Below are 16,812 nucleotides of genomic sequence, written 5' to 3' on the forward strand. Positions count from 1 at the left end.
CGCTCCTGAGGATTGGGATTCACGGTGATCAGTAATGGAGTGTAGCGAGCGGTACGGGGGGTGGGAGATGCCCTCCCACCTGGGCAGAAAGGCACCGAGGGCAGGGTTTACCCGGATTGCGGGACCTTATTCGCGGTTCCGGCGAAACGACCCCGTCAACTCGGTCGACGCGGCGCCGGCCACGGCGGTCCGGCCGCCGGAGCGCCCGCGAATGTGACCTAGAACTCCAGGCTTCTGCGGCCCTCGAAGGCCCGGCCGAGGGTCACCTCGTCGGCGTACTCCAGATCGCCGCCGACGGGCAGCCCGCTGGCCAGGCGGGTGACTTTCAGGCCCATGGGTTTGACCAGGCGGGCGAGGTAGGTCGCGGTCGCCTCGCCCTCCAGGTTGGGGTCGGTGGCCAGGATCAGCTCGGTGACACGGCCGTCCGACAGCCGCGTCATCAGCTCCTTGACCCGCAGGTCGTCGGGGCCCACCCCCTCGATGGGGCTGATCGCTCCGCCCAGCACGTGGTAGCGGCCGCGGAACTCGCGGGTGCGCTCGATGGCCACGACGTCCTTGGACTCCTCCACCACGCAGACGACGGCCTCGTCGCGGCGCGGGTCGCGGCAGATGCGGCAGCGCTCCTCTTCGGCCACGTTGCCGCACTCCTCGCAGAAGCGGACCCGGTCCTTGACCTCGACCAGGGCGTTGACCAGGCGCTTGACGTCGGCCTGCTCGGCGGCGAGCAGGTGGAAGGCGATGCGCTGCGCGCTTTTGGGACCGACGCCGGGGAGTCGCCCGAGCTCGTCGATCAGGTTCTGGACCGCGCCTTCGTACATCGCCTACCCAAGGTGTCGCAGCTGTCGCCCTCCCACCGTAGCCCAGGACGCGCACGGCGTGCTCCCGGGCGGCGCGCGCCGGACGCGCTCCGCAGGAGGGGTGTGCGGCAGGGGCCCGGGCCGCCGGGGGCTCCGGGCCGCCCCGCCCTCGGCGCTACATGCCGGGCAGGCCCGGCATGCCGCCGCCCGCGCCCGGCATGCCGCCCAGCGCGTCGTTCAGCGGTCCCATCTTCTCCTGCTGCAGCCGCTCGACCGCCGCCTCGGCGTCGCGCACCGCGGCCAGCACCAGGTCGGCGATGGTCTGCGCGCTCTCCGCCGCGTCCTCGGGGTCCACCGCGTCGGGGGCGATCTTCACGTCCTCGACGGTGCCGCGGCCGTTGACCGTCACGGTCACCAGGCCGCCGCCCGACGAGCCCTCGACGCGGGCCTCGTCCAGCTCCTGCTGGGCCTCCATCAGCTGCTGCTGCATCTGCTGCGCCTGCTGCAGCAGCGCCTGCATGTCCATTCCGCCGCCAGGGTTCACTTGCCCACTTCTCCTCGGATCGCTTGCCGACTCTGCCGAGACTAGCCGCCACGGGTTTACCGGCGCGCCCGCTCCGGGGACCATGGGACGGGTGGCCGCCGGCCGCCCCTGTGCCGCGAACCCACGGGGACGACACGCCATGCTCAGCGCCGCGCGGCGCCACCGTGCGCTCATCGACTCCCTCACCGCGTCGGGGGCGCTCAGCGACCGCCGGCTGGTCTCGGCCTTCCGCTCCGTCCCCCGGCACTTCTTCGTTCCCCTGCACGGCGCGGTCACCACCTCCGGGGCGCCGCTGGACGCCGACCGCGCCCCCGAGCGGTGGCTGGAGGCCGCCTACGCCGACGCGCCCATCGTCACCCGGATCGACGACGGCGATGCGGACCGGGGCGAAGGCGTGCCCACCTCCTCCTGCTCGGCCCCGGGCGTGGTGGCGCGGATGCTGGAGGCCGCCGGGCTCCGGGACGGAGACCGGGTGCTGGAGGTGGGCACCGGCACCGGGTGGACCGCCGCACTGCTGGCGGCGCGGCTCGGCGACGACCGCGTGGCCAGCGTGGAGATCGACCCGCAGGTGCTGGAGGCGGCGCGGGCGGGCCTGGTGCGCGCGGGGCGCTCGCCCCGGACCGTGCACGGCGACGGGGAGCACGGCCTGGCCGAAGGCGCCCCCTACGACCGGGTGGTCGCCACCTGCGCCGCCACCCGGGTGCCGCGGGCCTGGATCGAGCAGACCGTGCCGGGCGGGCTGGTGGTGCTGCCCTGGACGGCGATGGAGGGGGCGGGGGTGCTGGCCCGGCTCACCGTGCACGGGGACGGGTCGGCGAGCGGGCCGTTCCTGGGCGGGCTGGGGTTCATGCCGCTGCGCTCCCAGCGCCCGCCGCCCGCGGCGGCCCCCTCCGCCGAAGCCCAGCCGGACGAGACGCGGCTGCTGCACGGCGGCGACCCCATCGCCCCGCTCACCCGGTTCGCGACGGCGTTCCCGGTCACCGTGATGGTGCCCCGGTGGCGGATGGGGCTGCGCCCGGCGCCCGGCGGGACGGGGCGCCGGCTCTGGCTGGCCTCCGACGACGGACGGTCCTGGGCCCAGGTGGTCCCCGCCGGGACGGCGTGGCGGGCCGAGCAGGCCGGACCGCGCTCGCTGTGGGACGAGGTGGAGGCCGCCCAGGAGGAGTGGCGCTCACTGGGCGGGCCCGGACCGGACCGGTTCGGGCTGACCGTGTCCGCCGACGGCCGCCACCGCGTATGGCTGGACACCCCGGACGGCGCCGGCTGGGACCAGGACTGAGGGGGAGGGGGGCGGGAGGAGGGTGAGAGGCGCCCCGGCGGATCCGTCGCAGAGACGGCCACCCCACCGAATCGCCGGTGGAGTGGTGGAACCCGGGCGCCCCGCCGCCTTGCCATCGCCGCGAAGAGAGCGGGGCGGCTTCCATCGGCCAGAGCGCACCCCGCCGCTCGGCCGCAGACCCCTGGAGCAGAGCGCCCCTACAGCGGAGGACACGGCCGTACGGCCGTGTCCTCGCCGCCGTGCTCGGCCGGGGCGCCGGGCACCGGTCCGCGGTCCCTACAGGGCCCGGTTCGGTCAGCCGGCGTTGTGGTCGATCTCGTCGATCTTCTTTCCGCCGAGCTCGGACTCGATGAGGGACAGCGCCGAGGGCGGCGGGGGGCCNGTTCTCGGGGTCCGGCTCGTCGGGCTCCTGGGGCGGGGGCGGTGCCTGCCCCATCGGACCGTTGCCCATGTCCGGCGGGGGGGCCGCGGCCGCGTCCTCATAGGGGTCGGGCGGCGGCTCCTCCAGACCGGTCGCGATGCGGCGGGCCTGCTGGGCGGCAGGGCCGGAGGCCGAGGAGGCTCCGCCTGCGGAACCGTTCCCGGAGCCGTTTCCGGACGGGCCCGAGGGCCCTCCGGCGTCGCCGCCTCCGCCGGGACTTCCGGGGCCGCCGGGGGAACCGCCCGACGGGGAGGGCGGGGACGGCGGAGGCGCCGAAGGCTGCGGGGCGGGGCGCTGCGGAGCGGCCGGGGGCGCGGACGCCTGGGGGTCGGTGCCGGTCACCGCGACCACCCGTACCTCCGCACCGAGGACCTGCTTGATCGCCTTGGCGACGACCGCGTCGCTCCCGCTGTTGGAGAAGCCCTTGGCCTCGTTGGGACGGCCGAAGCCGAGCTGCACGGTGGTGCCCTCGATCCCCACCGGCCGCACGTCGCTGCCGCTGAGCACCATCCAGGTGAACCGGCGCAGCCCTTTGACCGCCTCCATCACCCGGCCCCACGAGGCCTGGAGCGTGCCGACGTCGACGGGGCCGCTCGCGGCCGGGGCCGACGGCGCGGCCTGCGGCGCCGGGGCCGCGGGCGCCGGCGGTTCGGGCGCGGCCTGCCGGGGGCCGCCCTCGCCGGGGCGCACGGCCTCGGGCCAGTCGTCGTCCCTCGCGGCCGGACGCGGGGGCTCCTCCCGGGGCGGTGCGGGCCGCTCGGGCTGCGGTGCCGGCTCCGGGCGCGCGGGCGCAGGCGCGGGTGCCTGCGGCTCCGGAGCCGGGGCCTGAGGGGCCTGTGGAGCCTGTGCCGGAGGTGCCGACTGTGCCGACGGGGCCGGAGCCTGCGGCGCGGGGGCCGGGTTCGCCGGTGCGGAGGCCACGCGGCGCTCCACCTGCTCCAGGCGGGCCGCGAGCGCACCCGCGTCGCCCGCCGGGGCGGCGCCGGGCAGCAGGATGCGCGCGCAGGTCAGCTCCAGCTGCAGCCGGGGCGAGGTCGCCCCGCGCATCTCGGTCAGGCCCTGGTTGAGCACCTCGGCCGCGCGGGTCAGCTCGGCCGGCCCCAGCCGCGAGGCCTGCTCGCGCATGGTGTCCACCGCGTCCGGGGAGACGTTGATCAGCCCCTTGTCCAGGGCGTCGGGCACGGCCGCGAGCACCACCAGGTCCCGCACCCGCTCCAGCAGGTCGGCGGTGAACCGGCGGGGGTCGTGGCCGCCCTCGGCGACCCGGTCGATCAGGGAGAACGCCGCGGCCCCGTCCCGGTCGCCCAAGGCGTCGACCATCTCGGACAGCAGCGAGGAGTCGGTGTAGCCGAGCAGCGCCACGGCGCCGTCGCGGCTGATGCCCTGCTCGTCGGAGCCGGCCAGCAGCTGGTCGAGGATGGACAGCGAGTCGCGGGCCGACCCGGCCCCGGCCCGCACCACCAGCGGCAGCGCGGCCGGGTCGAAGGGCACGCCCTCCTCGGTGAGGATCTCCTCCATCAGCTCGCGCAGCGTGCTCGGCGGGATCAGCCGGAAGGGGTAATGGTGGGTGCGCGAGCGGATGGTGCCGATGACCTTGTCCGGCTCGGTGGTCGCGAAGACGAACTTCAGGTGCGGCGGGGGCTCCTCGACGAGCTTGAGCAGCGCGTTGAACCCCTCGCGGGTCACCATGTGCGCCTCGTCGATGATGTAGACCTTGTAGCGCGAGTTGACGGGCGAGAAGAAGGCGCGCTCCCGCAGGTCGCGGGCGTCGTCCACACCGCCGTGCGAGGCCGCGTCGATCTCGATGACGTCGATGCTGCCGGGCCCGTCGGGCGCCAGGGCGACGCAGGCCTCGCACTCCCCGCACGGGTCGGGGGTGGGCCCCTGGTCGCAGTTGAGCGAACGGGCCAGGATCCGCGCGCTGGAGGTCTTCCCGCAGCCCCGGGGGCCGCTGAAGAGGTAGGCGTGGTTGATCCGGCCGTTGCGCAGCGCTTGGCGCAGCGGGTCGGTCACGTGCTCCTGCCCGCGCACTTCCCCGAACGTCGCGGGCCGGTACTTGCGGTACAGCGCGATGCTCACGGCGTGTTCACGGCTCCCTCGGTCGCATCCACGCCCCCCATTCAACCCCCTCCCGGCGACGGGACGCGCCGCGTTCGGCGAACCGGGGCCGACGCCTGCAGGGCCTGCGGGGGTGAGGGAAACACAAAGGACCCCTCGCGCACCCGCCAGAGCTTACTTATCCTTGCTGCCTTCCGGCCCTGGGGAGGTTCATAAGATGACGCCGCACGAGGGGTCTGCCCCCCACTGTATAGGACGCTGCGACCGGTCCGCACGGCCGCGCGGGTCCGGACGGGACGACGGGAGGCCCCCGCCGCCCTGCACCCCGTGTCTCCCTGTCGTTGGGGCGCCGAGTCACCGTGTCCCCCTGTCGACACATCGATGCCCCGGAGACCCCAGGAAGACGTTCGAAGCACTCCCTCATGGCATGTAGAGTTGTTCTCGGAGGATTCGCCTAGAGGCCTAGGGCGCACGCTTGGAAAGCGTGTTGGGGGCAACCCCTCACGAGTTCGAATCTCGTATCCTCCGCCAGCCTCTACGAGGCAGAACGAAGGCCCCGACCGGGTGCGCGGTCGGGGCCTTGTTCATGTCCGGGCCCCGGTTCCGGCCTCGCACGCCCCGGACGACGCCCGTCTCAGTACTGCCCGCGGCAGACGTCCCGGCGGTCGCCAACGGCCAGAACCCACACCCTCAGCCGACCGCCATCGACCGTATAGACGGCTCCGTAGTTCCCTATCCGGAGCCTCCAGCGCGCCTTATGCCCCTGCAGTGCCTTGGTGCCAAAGCCCTCCGTGTCGCCCGCATCCATGGCCTTCCGCAGTTCGGTGAAGCGGTACAGGATGCGCAACGCCTCTGAGCGGGGGATCCTGAGCATCTCGCGCTGGGCCCGCGGCGCAGACCTCGTAACGTACCCCACAGAATCACTGCTCGCCGTCACGAATCAGCGCCGCCATCTCCTCAAGGGAGACCGCCGCCTCTCTCCCCTCGGCCTCGGAGTCGTCCGCAAGGCTGTTCAGCCAGGCGCCCTCGGCCTCTTCCTCGATATGGCGCAGCCGCCTGTACTCATCAACGTCGACGACCACAGCCTCCTGACGGCCGCGCCGCGTAATGACGGTGGGCGTCTCCTCGCGCCGGGCTCGATCGATGAGGTCCGCAAGGTGACTGCGCACTTCGGCCATCGCTTCCACTACAGGCTCGCCTGGGACATGGGCCTGGTGACCCGCATGCCGGTCACCAGGCGCCTGGCGCTCCTGGACGCGCTCGCCCGCCACGCGCAGGGCCGACGCGCGGGATCAGGCGTCCAGGACCTGGCCCTCGCGGCGGACGACCGGGGGCTCGACCGACCACGGGAAGTTGATCCAGTCGTCCGTGCGCTTCCACACGTACTCGCATTTGACCAGCGACTGCGGCTTCTCGTAGATCACCGCGCTGCGCACCTCGGCCACGTGCTCGGCACAGAAGTCGTGCACCAGCTTGAGCGTCTTGCCGGTGTCGGCGACGTCGTCGGCCACCAGGACCTTCTTGCGGCCCAGGTCGACGGCGTTGGGCACCGGCGGGAGCATCACCGGCATGTCGAGGGTCTCGCCCACCCCGGTGTAGAACTCCACGTTCATCACGTGCAGGTTCTTCACGTCCAAGGCGTATCCCAGGCCGCCGGCCACGAACAGCCCGCCGCGGGCGATGGACAGGACGATGTCCGGCTCGAAGCCGTCGTCGGCGATGGTCTGGGCCAGTTCGCGCACGGCGGTGCCGAACAGCTCGTAGGTCAGGTTCTCACGGACGTCGCCGCTCACGGTGCCCCCTCGGCATGGTGCAGGTCAGGACCGCACCCCAGTATCGCGCCCCGCGAACGCCGCCGAGGACCGGACGCGCGGTTCCGGCCCCGTGCGCTCCTCCTCCGGCAGCGCCAGCAGCAGGAGCGCGCTCAGCGCCAGGAACAGCCCGGGGCCCAGGATCATCGGGGTGAGGAAGTCCAGGGCGGTCATCCCCTCCGGGGTGGAGGACATGCCGGGACCGCCCGAGACGCGGACCCCCATCATCCCGGTGTAGTGCATGGCCGAGACCGCGACCCCCATGAGGAAGGCGGCGGCGACGATCGATCCGCTCTTGGTCAGGTTCCGGGCGAACCAGAGGGCGACCGTGGCGGCCGCCACGGCGATGACGCAGGCGGCGACGGTGAACCCGGGGACGTGGTGCATCCGCCCGTCCATCCGCATCGAGGCCATGCCCATGTAGTGCATGGCCACCACCCCGGCGCCGGCCGTCGCACCGCCGACCAGCAGGGCCGGGACGCCCCGCCACACGGTGACGATGGCCAGGGCCGCGGCCATGATGGCCACCGAGACGGCCGCGCTGGCGACGGTGAGCCAGGCGTCGTAGCGGATGAGCATGCCGCTCACGCGGAAGCCCATCATCGCGATGAAGTGCATGGACCACACCGCCGCGCCGCCGAGCGAGACCGCGCCCAGGGCCAGCCAGCCCCAGCGGGAGGCGCCCTCGGCGGACCGGGCCCGGGTGGCGAACATCAGCCCGATGAACGAGCCGAGGACGGAGACGCCGTAGGCCAGTGCGGGGGTCCACCAGCCGAGCGCCGCGTGTTCGATCATGTGCGCGTCTTCTCCCTCAACGTCCCGTCGGAGCGGGGACGGGCCGGGGCGTTGGTACGGAAAGCGCGTCGGATCATGCCAAGGCCAACGTTTTGTTACAACCGCCCCTCCTAAAACGAACGTTCCGAAATCCGTTCACCCTCAGGAGCGAAAGGACGATCGGCGGGCTTCGCGAGCCCTCGTCACGGAGACCGCACACCCCGGCCACTCAGGGCTCACAGCCGTTCTCAGACTTCTCAGACAACCGTGACCCACCGTCACGACAGATGTGTCGCACGCATCACCCGACAACGGAAACCATGACGTACACCACATCGGCGTTCCCGAGGATCGGCGGAGCGACCGGCCGGTGCACCGTCCCTGCGGTGGCGGCCGCACGGGACGGAGACGCCGCGGACGCGGCACGATTGAAGGCGGTCGCCTGAGCAGCCTTGCTCCGCCGCGTGTGCAATGAATGTGCAAGGCGAAGGGGAGCACGCCCCCCCCCGACACGACGAAGGCCCGGGCTCACCTGCGTGAACCCGGGCCCTTGGCGGTGGAGGTGGGATTCGAACCCACGGTAGGTTGCCCTACACTCGCTTTCGAGGCGAGCGCCCTCGGCCACTAGGCGACTCCACCGAGGGTGAGCCTACCGGAAACGTCGCCCTGAGAAGAAATCGGCGAGCAGCCGGGCGCACGCATCGGCCGCCTCGGGGCCGACGAGGTCCGGGGGAACCACCTCCGGGCGGTGGTTCAGGCGGCGGTCGCGCAGGGCGTCGAAGAGGGACCCGGCCGCCCCGGCCTTCGGGTCGCGCGCACCGTAGACCACCCGGTCGACGCGGGAGAGCACGGCCGCGCCCGCGCACATCGTGCACGGCTCCAGGGTCACCACCAGCGTGCAGCCGCCCAGCCGCCACTCGCCGCGCTCGCGTGCCGCCGCCCGCAGCGCCACGACCTCGGCGTGCGCGGTGGGGTCGGCGGCCGCCTCGCGCTCGTTGCGGCCCACCGCCAGGACCTCCCCGGCGGCGTCCAGCACCACCGCGCCCACCGGGACGTCCCCGACGTCGGCCGCCCGCCGCCCCTCGTCCAGCGCGCGCATCAGCGCCGCGTCCAGGACGGCGCGGTCCAGGAGCGGACCGGCCCCGTATCCGGCCACCGTCACATCCTCAGAGCGTCCAGGCGGTCGGCGAACCCCGCGCGGGCGGCCACCTCGGCGAGCACGTCCGCGGGCAGCGCCCCCTCGGCCAGGGCCAGGCCCCGCAGCTCGCCGGCCGGCGTGCCCAGGTCGTCCAGGAGCGAGGCGTCACCGCCCGGGTCGGGAAGGGGCTTCTGCCCGGTCCCCTCCACCTGCTCGGGCGCCTCGATCTGGCCGCTGTCCAGCAGCATGGCCGCGATCTCGTTCTCGTGCACGAAGCGCGCGTCCGACAGGAACACCCGCGGGTCCTCGCGGTCGTCCAGGCGCACGATGCCGAACCACTCGTCGTCGGCCTCCAGGAACAGCACCATCGTCCCGTCCTCGGAGCCGGGGGCGTGCTCGCCGGCGGTGTCGCGCATCGCATCGGCGAGGTCGTCCACCCCCTCGGCGTCCGCGAGGTCGACCTCCGCCGACCCCCACTCCCCCGTGGCGCGGAAAAAGACCGCTGAGAAGACCGACACCTGGTGCTCCCGGGCTGCTCGCTTCGGACCGTCCTGCCCCGGCCCCTCCCCGTGACCGTCGTGGGCCTGTCTACCCCATGGTGTCCAGGGCACGCTGGAAGGCCAACTGGAATCCCAGCCGCTCGGAGACGCTGGCCAGCACCTCGTCGGGGTACAGGTCCAGGTCGCCCGCGAGCGCCCCCAGCTCCATCTCCTCCAGCCCGAGGTCGGCCAGGATGGACAGGTCCCCCGCCGGCAGGACCTGGTCCAGGTCCTCGTCGTCGGGCACGTCGATGTCCAGGAAGTCCAGCACCTCGCGCGCCACCGGCCAGTCCACCGACGCCGTCACGTCCGAGAGGAACACGGTGATGTTGTCGTGGCCGTACACGCGCGCGATGATGAAGAAGTCGTCGCCGACCGACACGAGCCCGATCGCCCCGCTGATGCTGGGCTGCTGGCGCAGCGCGTGCAGCAGCCCCTTGAAGTCGCGGGTCAGGGCCTCGGGAAGAAGGTAGACATCCCAGAGGTCGTCTTCGCGGTAGGCGACCGCCGCGAAGTCGCCCTCCCCGGGAAGCCCGCCGTTCTCGTCGAGTTCCGTCATCGCCACCCCATCAAGGCCGGTCGTGATCGGGCCAGGATCGCAGAAGCCCTTCGGCCGCGCCATCGTAGCCCCGGACGCCGCCGCGGGGAGCGACTGCATCCCCCATTAGATCGGACATCCGGCACCGGGAGGAACCGGATGGCGAAGATCGTGTGCACCGGGAGGAAGCGGTGGTGCGCGCCGATAGACTCGATCGCCGGATCACGCACGTTTCAGCAGCTCACCCGGAGTGTTCAATGGAGACCCTGGTCGTCGACCACCCCCTGGTCGCGCACAAGCTCACCACCCTGCGCGACGTGCGCACCGATTCGCCCACCTTCCGGCGCCTCACCGACGAACTGGTCACCCTGCTCACCTACGAGGCCACCCGGGACGTGCGGGTCAGCCAGGTGACCGTGGACACCCCGCTGCAGCCCGCCGCCGGCGTGCAGCTGAGCCGCCCCACCCCGCTGGTGGTGCCGATCCTGCGGGCCGGCCTGGGCATGCTGGACGGTATGACCCGGCTGCTGCCCACCGCCGAGGTCGGCTTCCTGGGCATGGCCCGCGACGAGGAGACGCTGCAGCCGGCCACCTACGCCGACCGCCTCCCCCAGGACCTGTCCGGCCGCCAGTGCTACGTCCTGGACCCGATGCTGGCCACCGGCGGCACCCTGGCCGCCGCGCTGAAGCTGCTGGTCGACCGGGGCGCCGACCACGTGACCGCGATCTGCCTGCTGGCCGCGCCCGAGGGGCTGCAGGCGGTGCGGGACCGGCTCGGCGAGACCCTGGGCACCGACCACGGCGCGGTGCTGCGGGTGGTCACGGCGGCGGTCGACGAGAAGCTGGACGAGAACGGCTTCATCATCCCCGGCCTCGGGGACGCCGGAGACCGCCTGTACGGCACCGTCTGATGTCCTGATCCGCTCGGCGGGAGCCCTCCGGGTGAGCGTCCGTTCCGACACGGAACGGGCGCTTTTTTGTATAGGTCGCCCCTGGAAGGAATGAATGACCGAAAAGGGGGAAGAAGGGGCCCGTGCGGCGATCACCGCGCACCCTCCGCGCACCTCGCCGAACACCCGTCCGCGACACGACTTTGACCAGTCGAATTGTTTCCGATACAGAGGTGTGACCCCCTAGAGTGATCCTGTTCGGTACCCGTACCCGACCGCCGCCCCGACCCGACCGAAACCCCTGCCCCGCGGCGCCGGCCCCACACCGCGCCGCCTCCCCGGGCCCCACTGCACCCGGGGCCGCTCACCGACCGAGACCAAGCGAGCACGGAGCGCCGTAGCTCACTGCCCCTCAGAGGAGTGCGATGCCCGAGCACACCGACACCGCAGACCGCGAACTGGCCCCCGTCGCCGACCGGCTCGGCGCCGAGTTCTCCGGCGTGCACGAGCGGTCCACCATCGACAGATGCGTGGGCGCCGCACGCCAGGGAGCGCTCGACGTCACCGGACGCGCCGCCCCCGACCTGGTCGAGCGCATCGCCCGCCAGCACCTCCAGGTACTCGCCCTGGCCTTCGCGGAGCGGCGCTAGGGGCGCCTCCCCGGGGCTCCACCGCCACGGAACGTGACCAGCACCACACGTCCAACGTGCGTCACGCCACGCCGAAAGCGGGCATCTGGCTTTACGGGGTCGATTGTCGGTGTAACAATCACCTTGGGTTGGTGGGTCAGCTTGCATTGTTGGGGAGTCGGTCATGGCCAAGTTGAAAAAATGGCTGGGGTACGCCCTCATCGCCTTCGTTGCTTTCTACCTGCTCACTCAACCCGAAAGCGCGGCGGGGGTCATCCAGACGGGGCTCGGCGGGCTCATGTCCGCGGCCGAGTCGCTGTCGCGCTTCGTGAACGCGCTCAGCGCTTGACCCGAGGGAACATGCGGCCATGAAGCTCGTAGCCTCGACGAACCGGGCTCCCGCATCCGTCAACCGATATCTGCTGCCCCACGAACAGGACGTCGTCACCATCCGGCGGCACCCCGCCGTGCTGATGACGCCCGTGGCGCTGGTCCTGGGCGCCTTGATCATGGCCGGAATCCTGAGCAACACCGCGCTGGCGGCAACGCCGACCGCGCTGGCCGTCATCTGGTGGGTGTGGCTGCTGGTGCTGGTGTGGTTCGTCTGGAAGGTCGCGGAGTGGTCGGTGGACTACTTCGTGATCACCTCCGCGAGGCTGCTGCTCACCCAGGGGCTGATCACCCGCCAGGTGAACATGATGCCCCTGGGCAAGGTCACCGACATGAGGTTCGAGCGGTCCCTCGTGGGCCGCTTCCTCGGCTACGGGACGTTCGTCATGGAGTCGGCCGGCCAGGACCAGGCCCTGAGCCGGATCAACTTCGTGCCCTACCCGGAGCAGCTCTACCTCGAGGTCGTCGGCCTGATCTTCCCCGACAAGGGCAAGTGAGGCCGTAGACCCGCAGAGGCATCGGGGCGTCCGCCGTTCGGCGGGCGCCCCTTCGCGTGCGCCCGGGGCCGACGCGTCCGCCCCGACCGCTCCCCTCCCCGTTCACCCGCCTCGCCCCCTTCTATTCACCTTCTGTTCACCTTCATGGCGGACCCCGGACCCACCTGCGAAGATCCCGGGTAAAGCCCCACGGAACCCCGCCATTCAGGGAATCCGAGTTGACTCTCAGGTGAACGAAGGGTTAACGTAAGGTCTCTTGCGATAGACGAAGGGGGTGCCGCCATGGTTCGCAGGCAGAGCATGGCAGCTCAGACCGGCCGCCCCGCTCCGACGCGGCGCCGCACGCGCCCGACCGTGGTGCGACGCGCTCCCGGTCAGCTGCGCCGCGCCGACGCCGCTCCTCCCGCGCCCCGCGCCTCCGAGGAGACCGTGCAGCGCCCGACGATGACCTGGGTGCTGGTGACCGATGCGGACGGCCGCACGCGGCCGCAGGCCCGCTGGATCTGACCGCGTCCGCCACTGTGCCGACGCCGTGTAAGGGGCGACCTCCCGGTCGCCCCTTCACTCGTTTCCGGCCTCCGCCTCCGGCCGATCCGCGCCCCGGCGCGGAATCGACACGTCGATGAATCCCCCGACGGGCCGCCCGAAATTCACGCCCCGCGCCTCCGCGCCGGCCGATTCACCGATCACACACGGTCAGCACCGGCGCGAGATCCTGCAATTCCGCCGTCCCCTTCCCCCTCGGCCAGACCAGGGCGAGCGCGGAATCGGCAAGCCCGGAGACCGGCACGAACGCGATGTCGCCGCGCCGGTCGTCCTCGGCCGTCGCCCCGCACAGCGGGATCCCGCTCCGGCCCGAGGCGACACGGGTCAAGGCCTCCTGCAGCGTCCGCACCCCCTCCTCCCGGGGGACGGGACGGCCGCCGGGGGCGGCCGGCGGCGTGTGGACCCGCTTCCAGTACCCGGGAGCGGGACCGCGCAGCCCAATGGGCGGGATCAGCGCCAGGTCCTCGGCCCCGACCCGGGGGGGCGGCACGCCGGCTCGTACCCGGCCGGGACCGCCGACCGGACCGAGCTGGCCGCGCTCGGCGGGGCCGCGGGCCTGCCGGGTCGGCGCTATCCGGGGGCCATGTCGACGAAGCGGCTGTAGTGCCCCTGGAAGGCGACGGTGACCTCGGCGGTGGGGCCGTTGCGGTGCTTGGCCACGATGATGTCGGCCTCACCGGCCCGAGGGGACTCTTTGTCGTGAACGTCCTCTCTGTACAACAAAAGCACCATGTCAGCATCTTGCTCGATCGACCCACTTTCACGTAGATCGCTCACTTGGGGCTTTTTGTCCGTTCTCTGCTCCGGACCTCGGTTGAGCTGCGAAAGCGCGATGACCGGGACCTCCAGCTCCTTGGCGAGGAGCTTCAGCGACCGGGAGAACTCCGAGACCTCCTGCTGACGGCTCTCGACCCTGCCCGAGGAGCTCATCAGCTGCAGGTAGTCGACCACGACGAGCTTGAGGTCGTGCTGCTGCTTCAACCGGCGGCACTTGGCCCGGATCTCCATCATCGACATGTTCGGGGAGTCGTCGATGAAGAGCGGGGCGCCCGCCACCTCGCCCATCCTGCGCGCCAGGCGCTGCCAGTCGTCGTCGGTCATCAGGCCCGAGCGCATGGTGTGCAGCGGCACGCGCGCCTCGGCCGACAGCAGGCGCATGACGATCTCGTTGCGCCCCATCTCCAGACTGAAGAAGACCGAGGTCAACTGGTTCTTGATCGACGCGGCACGCGCGAAGTCCAGGGCGAGTGTGGAGTTGTGCGTCGGCACCATGGAGCGCGTCGCCAGGTACATGTGGTCCGGGTGGTCGACCTGGACACAGCGGACCGGAACACTCTCGACCGGACGGACCTCGACGATGAACCTGCGTCCGCACCGCCCGAAGGAGCGGCCCTCGGTGCGCTCCTCCAGCGCGCGTACCTTCCGCTCCAGACGGAAGACCGGATCGCGCGGGCTGAAGGTGACCGTGTAGCAGAGCGAGGTCTCCTCACTCCTCCCGGCGACCCTCTTCACCGACATGCCCGTCCGGTAGCCCAGGCTGTGGACGAGTTCGCGGACGTCTTCGGCGAGACGGCGGTTGACGACAGAGAACTGCACGCATCCGGCGTGAGTGACCGTCCCGTCCGTGTCGAGCAGACCGGCGAGCAGCGCCCGGCGCTGCGCCTCGGAGGCGCGCAGGTATTCGGCGGGGATGTGCTTGTCGCCGAGGACACCGATCTTCCTGAGCAGAGCCTTGAAGCTTCCGTGGTCGTCGGTGCACGCCCGGCAGCGCCATCGGGCGAAGCACTTCTTGCCGCAGTCGGCGCACGTGGTGTGCGGCACCGGGTCCGACACGAAGCGCGCCTTCCCTCCACACGACTGGCCGCACGTCCTCACGTGGGGCAGCTGCGGGATGAAGGCCGTGCCGCAGACGACGCACGAGCGCTCCTCGGCCTGCGGTGCCTCGTCGGGCAGGCTGACGGCGTAGGTCATGGAGCCCTGTCCGACCTCCTTGACCACGAGCCCGTCGTTCTCGATGAAGCCGACCATCTCGGGGTCGGCCGTCGTGATCCGCGCGCTCTGTGTGTGGCCGTCGCCGAGCCAGGCGCCCAGAACGTAGGGCGGAACCGCCAGGTCCCTCTTCGACAGCGCCAACGGGGCCGTGTTGGCGACGGAGTGGTTGACCCTCTCGTCGGCCGTCGCGCACCGCAGGGTCCGGGCGATCTCCGCCGTCGTCCGCACCTCCGGTGCACCGCGCGCGGTCCGGCGCGACGCCCGTGTGTCCGTGAGCCACTGGTGCTCGCCGTCCGCGATGACGGTGGTCCCGTCGTCGAAGACGACCTCGTAGCACGGGCGCCCGGTCATCACCTCGGTCGCCGCGACCACCCGGGTCGGAGCGCCGTCCGGTGCGATCAGTGTGTCGCCGACGCCCACCTCGCCCATGGTGGTCCACCCCTGCGGGGTCGGCAGCCCGGTGTCCAGCGCCAGCGCCTTGCCCACCGCCGGCCTCGCGGCGATGATCACCATCTGGCCGGGGTGGAGGCCGTTGGTGAGCTGGTCGAAGTCGGTGAAGCCGGTGGGCACGCCCGTCATGGAGCCGTCGTGGGCGGAGATCGCCTCGATCTCGTCCAGGGCCCCGGGCATGATGTCGCTCAGCGGGAGGTAGTCCTCCCCCGTGCGCTTCTCGGCGACGCGGAAGACCTCGGCCTGGGCCTGGTCGACGATGTCGTCGACCTCGCCGTCGCCGGTGTAGCCCATCTGGGCGATGTGCGTGCCCACCTCGACCAGCCGCCGCAGCACCGCCCGGTCGGCGACGATGCGGGCGTAGTAGCCGGCGTTGGCCGCGGTCGGGATCGCCTCGGTCAGCGTGTGCAGGTAGGGCGCACCGCCGACGCGGGCGATCTCCCCGCGCTTGGTCAGCTCGGCGTTGACGCTGATCGCGTCCACCGGCTCCCCGCGGGAGAACAGGTCCACGACCGCGTCGTAGACCGTCTGGTGCGCGGGGCGGTAGAAGTCGCTGGAGCGCACGATCTCGACGACCTCGGTGATGGCGTCCTTGGACAGCAGCATGCCGCCCAGGACGCTCTGCTCGGCCAGGATGTCGTGCGGTGGGGTGCGGTCGAACCCCCCTTGCTCCGGCGGCTGCTCGGCGACGCTCACGTACTCTCCCCCTGATGACGGCCGGTGGTCTGCCCGCACCGGCCCCAGTGATTGTCCCGACCCGGCGGCCCCTTCGGCAAAGCGACCTGTGGACGCCGCTGGGGAGATCCTGTGGACGACTCCGGCGATCCTGCGGATAGCTTGTGCACAACGGTTGTGGATAACTCGGGCGCACTCCCTGCGCACACGGTATGACCTGCGAATACCCTGTACACCGCCTGTGCGTGAAAGAAACCGCACACATCTTCGTCCACAGGTTTTCCACAGGGCGTTCGACACACCGTGGACGGCGCGCCCGAACCTCGAACACGTGTCCGGTACCGTTGCAGGGCCATGTCCGCACTCCTGTCCGCGCCGCCCTTCCGCCACCCGCACGACCGCGAGATCTTCCACCTCGCCGTCCCCACCTTCTTCGCCCTGATCGCCGAGCCGCTGCTGCTGCTCACCGACACCGCGATCGTGGGGACGCTGGGCACCCGCCCGCTGGGCGGGCTGGGGGTGGCCGGGCAGATCCTGATGACCCTGGCCAACCTGTGCATCTTCCTGGCCTACGGCACCACCGCGGCGGTCGCCCGCAGCTTCGGCGCCGGCCGTGTCCGCGACGGGGTGCGCAGCGGTGTCGACGGCCTGTGGCTGGCGCTGGTCATCGGCGCGGCGGTGGCCGCCGCCGGCTACGCGGCCGGGCCCTGGCTGGTCGAGGCGCTGGGCGCCTCGGACGACGTCGCCCCCTACGCCGTGACCTACCTGCGGGTGAGCCTGCTCAGCGCCCCCGCTCTGCTGCTGATCATGGCGGGGACCGGNTGTACTGCGCGGCCTGCAGGAC

At 72.0% G+C, this 16,812-nt stretch carries 17 protein-coding genes, 2 tRNA genes, 1 other RNA gene and 2 pseudogenes; 8 read left to right on the forward strand and 14 right to left on the reverse strand.

Translation table 11 applies throughout. The annotated features are described in order from the left end of the window. Window positions 1-218 precede the first annotated feature (218 nt). Window positions 219-818 carry a recombination mediator RecR gene (gene recR / locus D450_RS0115430; RefSeq protein WP_017539559.1) on the reverse strand — a complete coding sequence of 200 codons (600 nt, stop codon included), beginning with the start codon at window positions 816-818 and terminating at the stop codon, window positions 219-221. Window positions 819-972: 154 nt separating this feature from the next. Continuing rightward, a complete protein-coding gene (locus D450_RS0115435; RefSeq protein ID WP_017539560.1) occupies window positions 973-1,323 on the reverse strand; it encodes a YbaB/EbfC family nucleoid-associated protein in 351 nt (116 codons plus the stop codon). A 157-nt stretch (window positions 1,324-1,480) separates the two neighbouring features. On the opposite strand from D450_RS0115435, the gene D450_RS0115440 reads away from it, so the two are divergent. Continuing rightward, window positions 1,481-2,620 carry a methyltransferase domain-containing protein gene (locus D450_RS0115440; RefSeq protein WP_017539561.1) on the forward strand — a complete coding sequence of 380 codons (1,140 nt, stop codon included), beginning with the start codon at window positions 1,481-1,483 and terminating at the stop codon, window positions 2,618-2,620. 1,318 nt (window positions 2,621-3,938) lie between these two features. Here D450_RS0115440 and D450_RS35635 read toward each other — a convergent pair. Then, window positions 3,939-5,120, reverse strand: a pseudogene (locus tag D450_RS35635) (DNA polymerase III subunit gamma and tau); the annotation flags it as partial. 123 nt (window positions 5,121-5,243) lie between these two features. Beyond that, window positions 5,244-5,339: signal recognition particle sRNA small type (ffs, locus tag D450_RS32535), an RNA gene on the reverse strand. Window positions 5,340-5,542: 203 nt separating this feature from the next. On the opposite strand from ffs, the gene D450_RS0115450 reads away from it, so the two are divergent. After that, window positions 5,543-5,630: transfer RNA gene (locus D450_RS0115450), tRNA-Ser, on the forward strand. A 103-nt stretch (window positions 5,631-5,733) separates the two neighbouring features. Here the strand turns inward: D450_RS0115450 and D450_RS0115455 are convergent. The 8 genes from D450_RS0115455 to D450_RS0115490 all read right to left on the reverse strand — a co-directional run bounded on the left by D450_RS0115455 (window position 5,734) and on the right by D450_RS0115490 (window position 9,920). After that, entirely contained in the window at window positions 5,734-6,036 is a 303-nt protein-coding gene (locus D450_RS0115455) for a type II toxin-antitoxin system RelE family toxin (protein WP_017539567.1), read from the reverse strand. Then, on the reverse strand, window positions 6,020-6,277 hold the full coding sequence (locus D450_RS0115460; RefSeq protein WP_017539568.1) for a type II toxin-antitoxin system Phd/YefM family antitoxin: 258 nt from the start codon (window positions 6,275-6,277) through the stop codon (window positions 6,020-6,022). Before D450_RS0115460 ends, D450_RS0115455 begins: the two co-directional genes overlap by 17 nt. A gap of 114 nt (window positions 6,278-6,391) precedes the next feature. Next, on the reverse strand, window positions 6,392-6,892 hold the full coding sequence (locus D450_RS0115465) for a phosphoribosyltransferase (RefSeq protein ID WP_017539569.1): 501 nt from the start codon (window positions 6,890-6,892) through the stop codon (window positions 6,392-6,394). Between the two features lie 24 nt (window positions 6,893-6,916). Next, window positions 6,917-7,705: an MHYT domain-containing protein gene (locus D450_RS0115470; protein WP_017539570.1), complete on the reverse strand. Its 789-nt coding sequence runs from the start codon at window positions 7,703-7,705 to the stop codon at window positions 6,917-6,919. Window positions 7,706-8,235: 530 nt separating this feature from the next. Further along, window positions 8,236-8,323, reverse strand: a tRNA-Ser gene (locus tag D450_RS0115475). Between the two features lie 10 nt (window positions 8,324-8,333). Further along, entirely contained in the window at window positions 8,334-8,783 is a 450-nt protein-coding gene (locus tag D450_RS0115480; protein ID WP_394296827.1) for a nucleoside deaminase, read from the reverse strand. A gap of 59 nt (window positions 8,784-8,842) precedes the next feature. After that, entirely contained in the window at window positions 8,843-9,340 is a 498-nt protein-coding gene (locus tag D450_RS0115485; protein ID WP_017539572.1) for a tRNA adenosine deaminase-associated protein, read from the reverse strand. 70 nt (window positions 9,341-9,410) lie between these two features. Further along, window positions 9,411-9,920 (reverse strand): tRNA adenosine deaminase-associated protein, encoded by a 510-nt coding sequence (locus D450_RS0115490; RefSeq protein ID WP_017539573.1) that lies wholly within the window; start codon window positions 9,918-9,920, stop codon window positions 9,411-9,413. Between the two features lie 236 nt (window positions 9,921-10,156). Between D450_RS0115490 and upp the strand changes: the two genes are divergently transcribed. The 5 genes from upp (at window position 10,157) to D450_RS0115515 (ending at window position 12,812) form a co-directional block, all read left to right on the forward strand. Further along, on the forward strand, window positions 10,157-10,810 hold the full coding sequence (upp, locus tag D450_RS0115495) for a uracil phosphoribosyltransferase (RefSeq protein ID WP_017539574.1): 654 nt from the start codon (window positions 10,157-10,159) through the stop codon (window positions 10,808-10,810). Between the two features lie 404 nt (window positions 10,811-11,214). Then, window positions 11,215-11,439, forward strand: coding sequence for a three-helix bundle dimerization domain-containing protein (locus tag D450_RS0115500; protein WP_017539575.1), 225 nt, complete (start codon window positions 11,215-11,217; stop codon window positions 11,437-11,439). Window positions 11,440-11,602: 163 nt separating this feature from the next. Continuing rightward, window positions 11,603-11,767: a hypothetical protein gene (locus tag D450_RS34010; RefSeq protein ID WP_017539576.1), complete on the forward strand. Its 165-nt coding sequence runs from the start codon at window positions 11,603-11,605 to the stop codon at window positions 11,765-11,767. 19 nt (window positions 11,768-11,786) lie between these two features. After that, the gene (locus D450_RS0115510; RefSeq protein ID WP_017539577.1) at window positions 11,787-12,305 is read left to right on the forward strand and encodes a PH domain-containing protein; all 519 of its coding nucleotides are present in this window, start codon (window positions 11,787-11,789) and stop codon (window positions 12,303-12,305) included. 300 nt (window positions 12,306-12,605) lie between these two features. After that, on the forward strand, window positions 12,606-12,812 hold the full coding sequence (locus D450_RS0115515) for a hypothetical protein (RefSeq protein ID WP_017539578.1): 207 nt from the start codon (window positions 12,606-12,608) through the stop codon (window positions 12,810-12,812). Between the two features lie 172 nt (window positions 12,813-12,984). Here D450_RS0115515 and D450_RS33695 read toward each other — a convergent pair whose 3' ends face one another. Then, on the reverse strand, window positions 12,985-13,200 hold the full coding sequence (locus tag D450_RS33695) for a hypothetical protein (RefSeq protein ID WP_161631149.1): 216 nt from the start codon (window positions 13,198-13,200) through the stop codon (window positions 12,985-12,987). A gap of 221 nt (window positions 13,201-13,421) precedes the next feature. After that, window positions 13,422-15,989 (reverse strand): replicative DNA helicase, encoded by a 2,568-nt coding sequence (gene dnaB, locus D450_RS0115525; RefSeq protein WP_017539580.1) that lies wholly within the window; start codon window positions 15,987-15,989, stop codon window positions 13,422-13,424. Window positions 15,990-16,322: 333 nt separating this feature from the next. Between dnaB and D450_RS0115530 the strand changes: the two are divergent. Further along, window positions 16,323-16,812, forward strand: a pseudogene (locus tag D450_RS0115530) (MATE family efflux transporter); the annotation flags it as partial.

It is taken from the genome of Nocardiopsis halophila DSM 44494, from assembly GCF_000341245.1.
Taxonomy (GTDB): domain Bacteria; phylum Actinomycetota; class Actinomycetes; order Streptosporangiales; family Streptosporangiaceae; genus Nocardiopsis_A; species Nocardiopsis_A halophila.

Excerpts from the sequence above, each read along its gene's own strand:
- recR (WP_017539559.1), bottom strand. The coding sequence starts at position 818 with ATGTACGAAGGCGCGGTCCAGAACCTGATCGACGAGCTCGGGCGACTC.
- D450_RS0115435 (WP_017539560.1), bottom strand. The coding sequence starts at position 1,323 with ATGGACATGCAGGCGCTGCTGCAGCAGGCGCAGCAGATGCAGCAGCAG.
- D450_RS0115440 (WP_017539561.1), top strand. The coding sequence starts at position 1,481 with ATGCTCAGCGCCGCGCGGCGCCACCGTGCGCTCATCGACTCCCTCACC.
- D450_RS0115460 (WP_017539568.1), bottom strand. The coding sequence starts at position 6,277 with ATGGCCGAAGTGCGCAGTCACCTTGCGGACCTCATCGATCGAGCCCGG.
- D450_RS0115470 (WP_017539570.1), bottom strand. The coding sequence starts at position 7,705 with ATGATCGAACACGCGGCGCTCGGCTGGTGGACCCCCGCACTGGCCTAC.
- D450_RS0115480 (WP_394296827.1), bottom strand. The coding sequence starts at position 8,783 with ATGCGCGCGCTGGACGAGGGGCGGCGGGCGGCCGACGTCGGGGACGTC.
- D450_RS0115490 (WP_017539573.1), bottom strand. The coding sequence starts at position 9,920 with ATGACGGAACTCGACGAGAACGGCGGGCTTCCCGGGGAGGGCGACTTC.
- upp (WP_017539574.1), top strand. The coding sequence starts at position 10,157 with ATGGAGACCCTGGTCGTCGACCACCCCCTGGTCGCGCACAAGCTCACC.
- D450_RS0115500 (WP_017539575.1), top strand. The coding sequence starts at position 11,215 with ATGCCCGAGCACACCGACACCGCAGACCGCGAACTGGCCCCCGTCGCC.
- D450_RS34010 (WP_017539576.1), top strand. The coding sequence starts at position 11,603 with ATGGCCAAGTTGAAAAAATGGCTGGGGTACGCCCTCATCGCCTTCGTT.
- D450_RS0115510 (WP_017539577.1), top strand. The coding sequence starts at position 11,787 with ATGAAGCTCGTAGCCTCGACGAACCGGGCTCCCGCATCCGTCAACCGA.
- D450_RS0115515 (WP_017539578.1), top strand. The coding sequence starts at position 12,606 with ATGGCAGCTCAGACCGGCCGCCCCGCTCCGACGCGGCGCCGCACGCGC.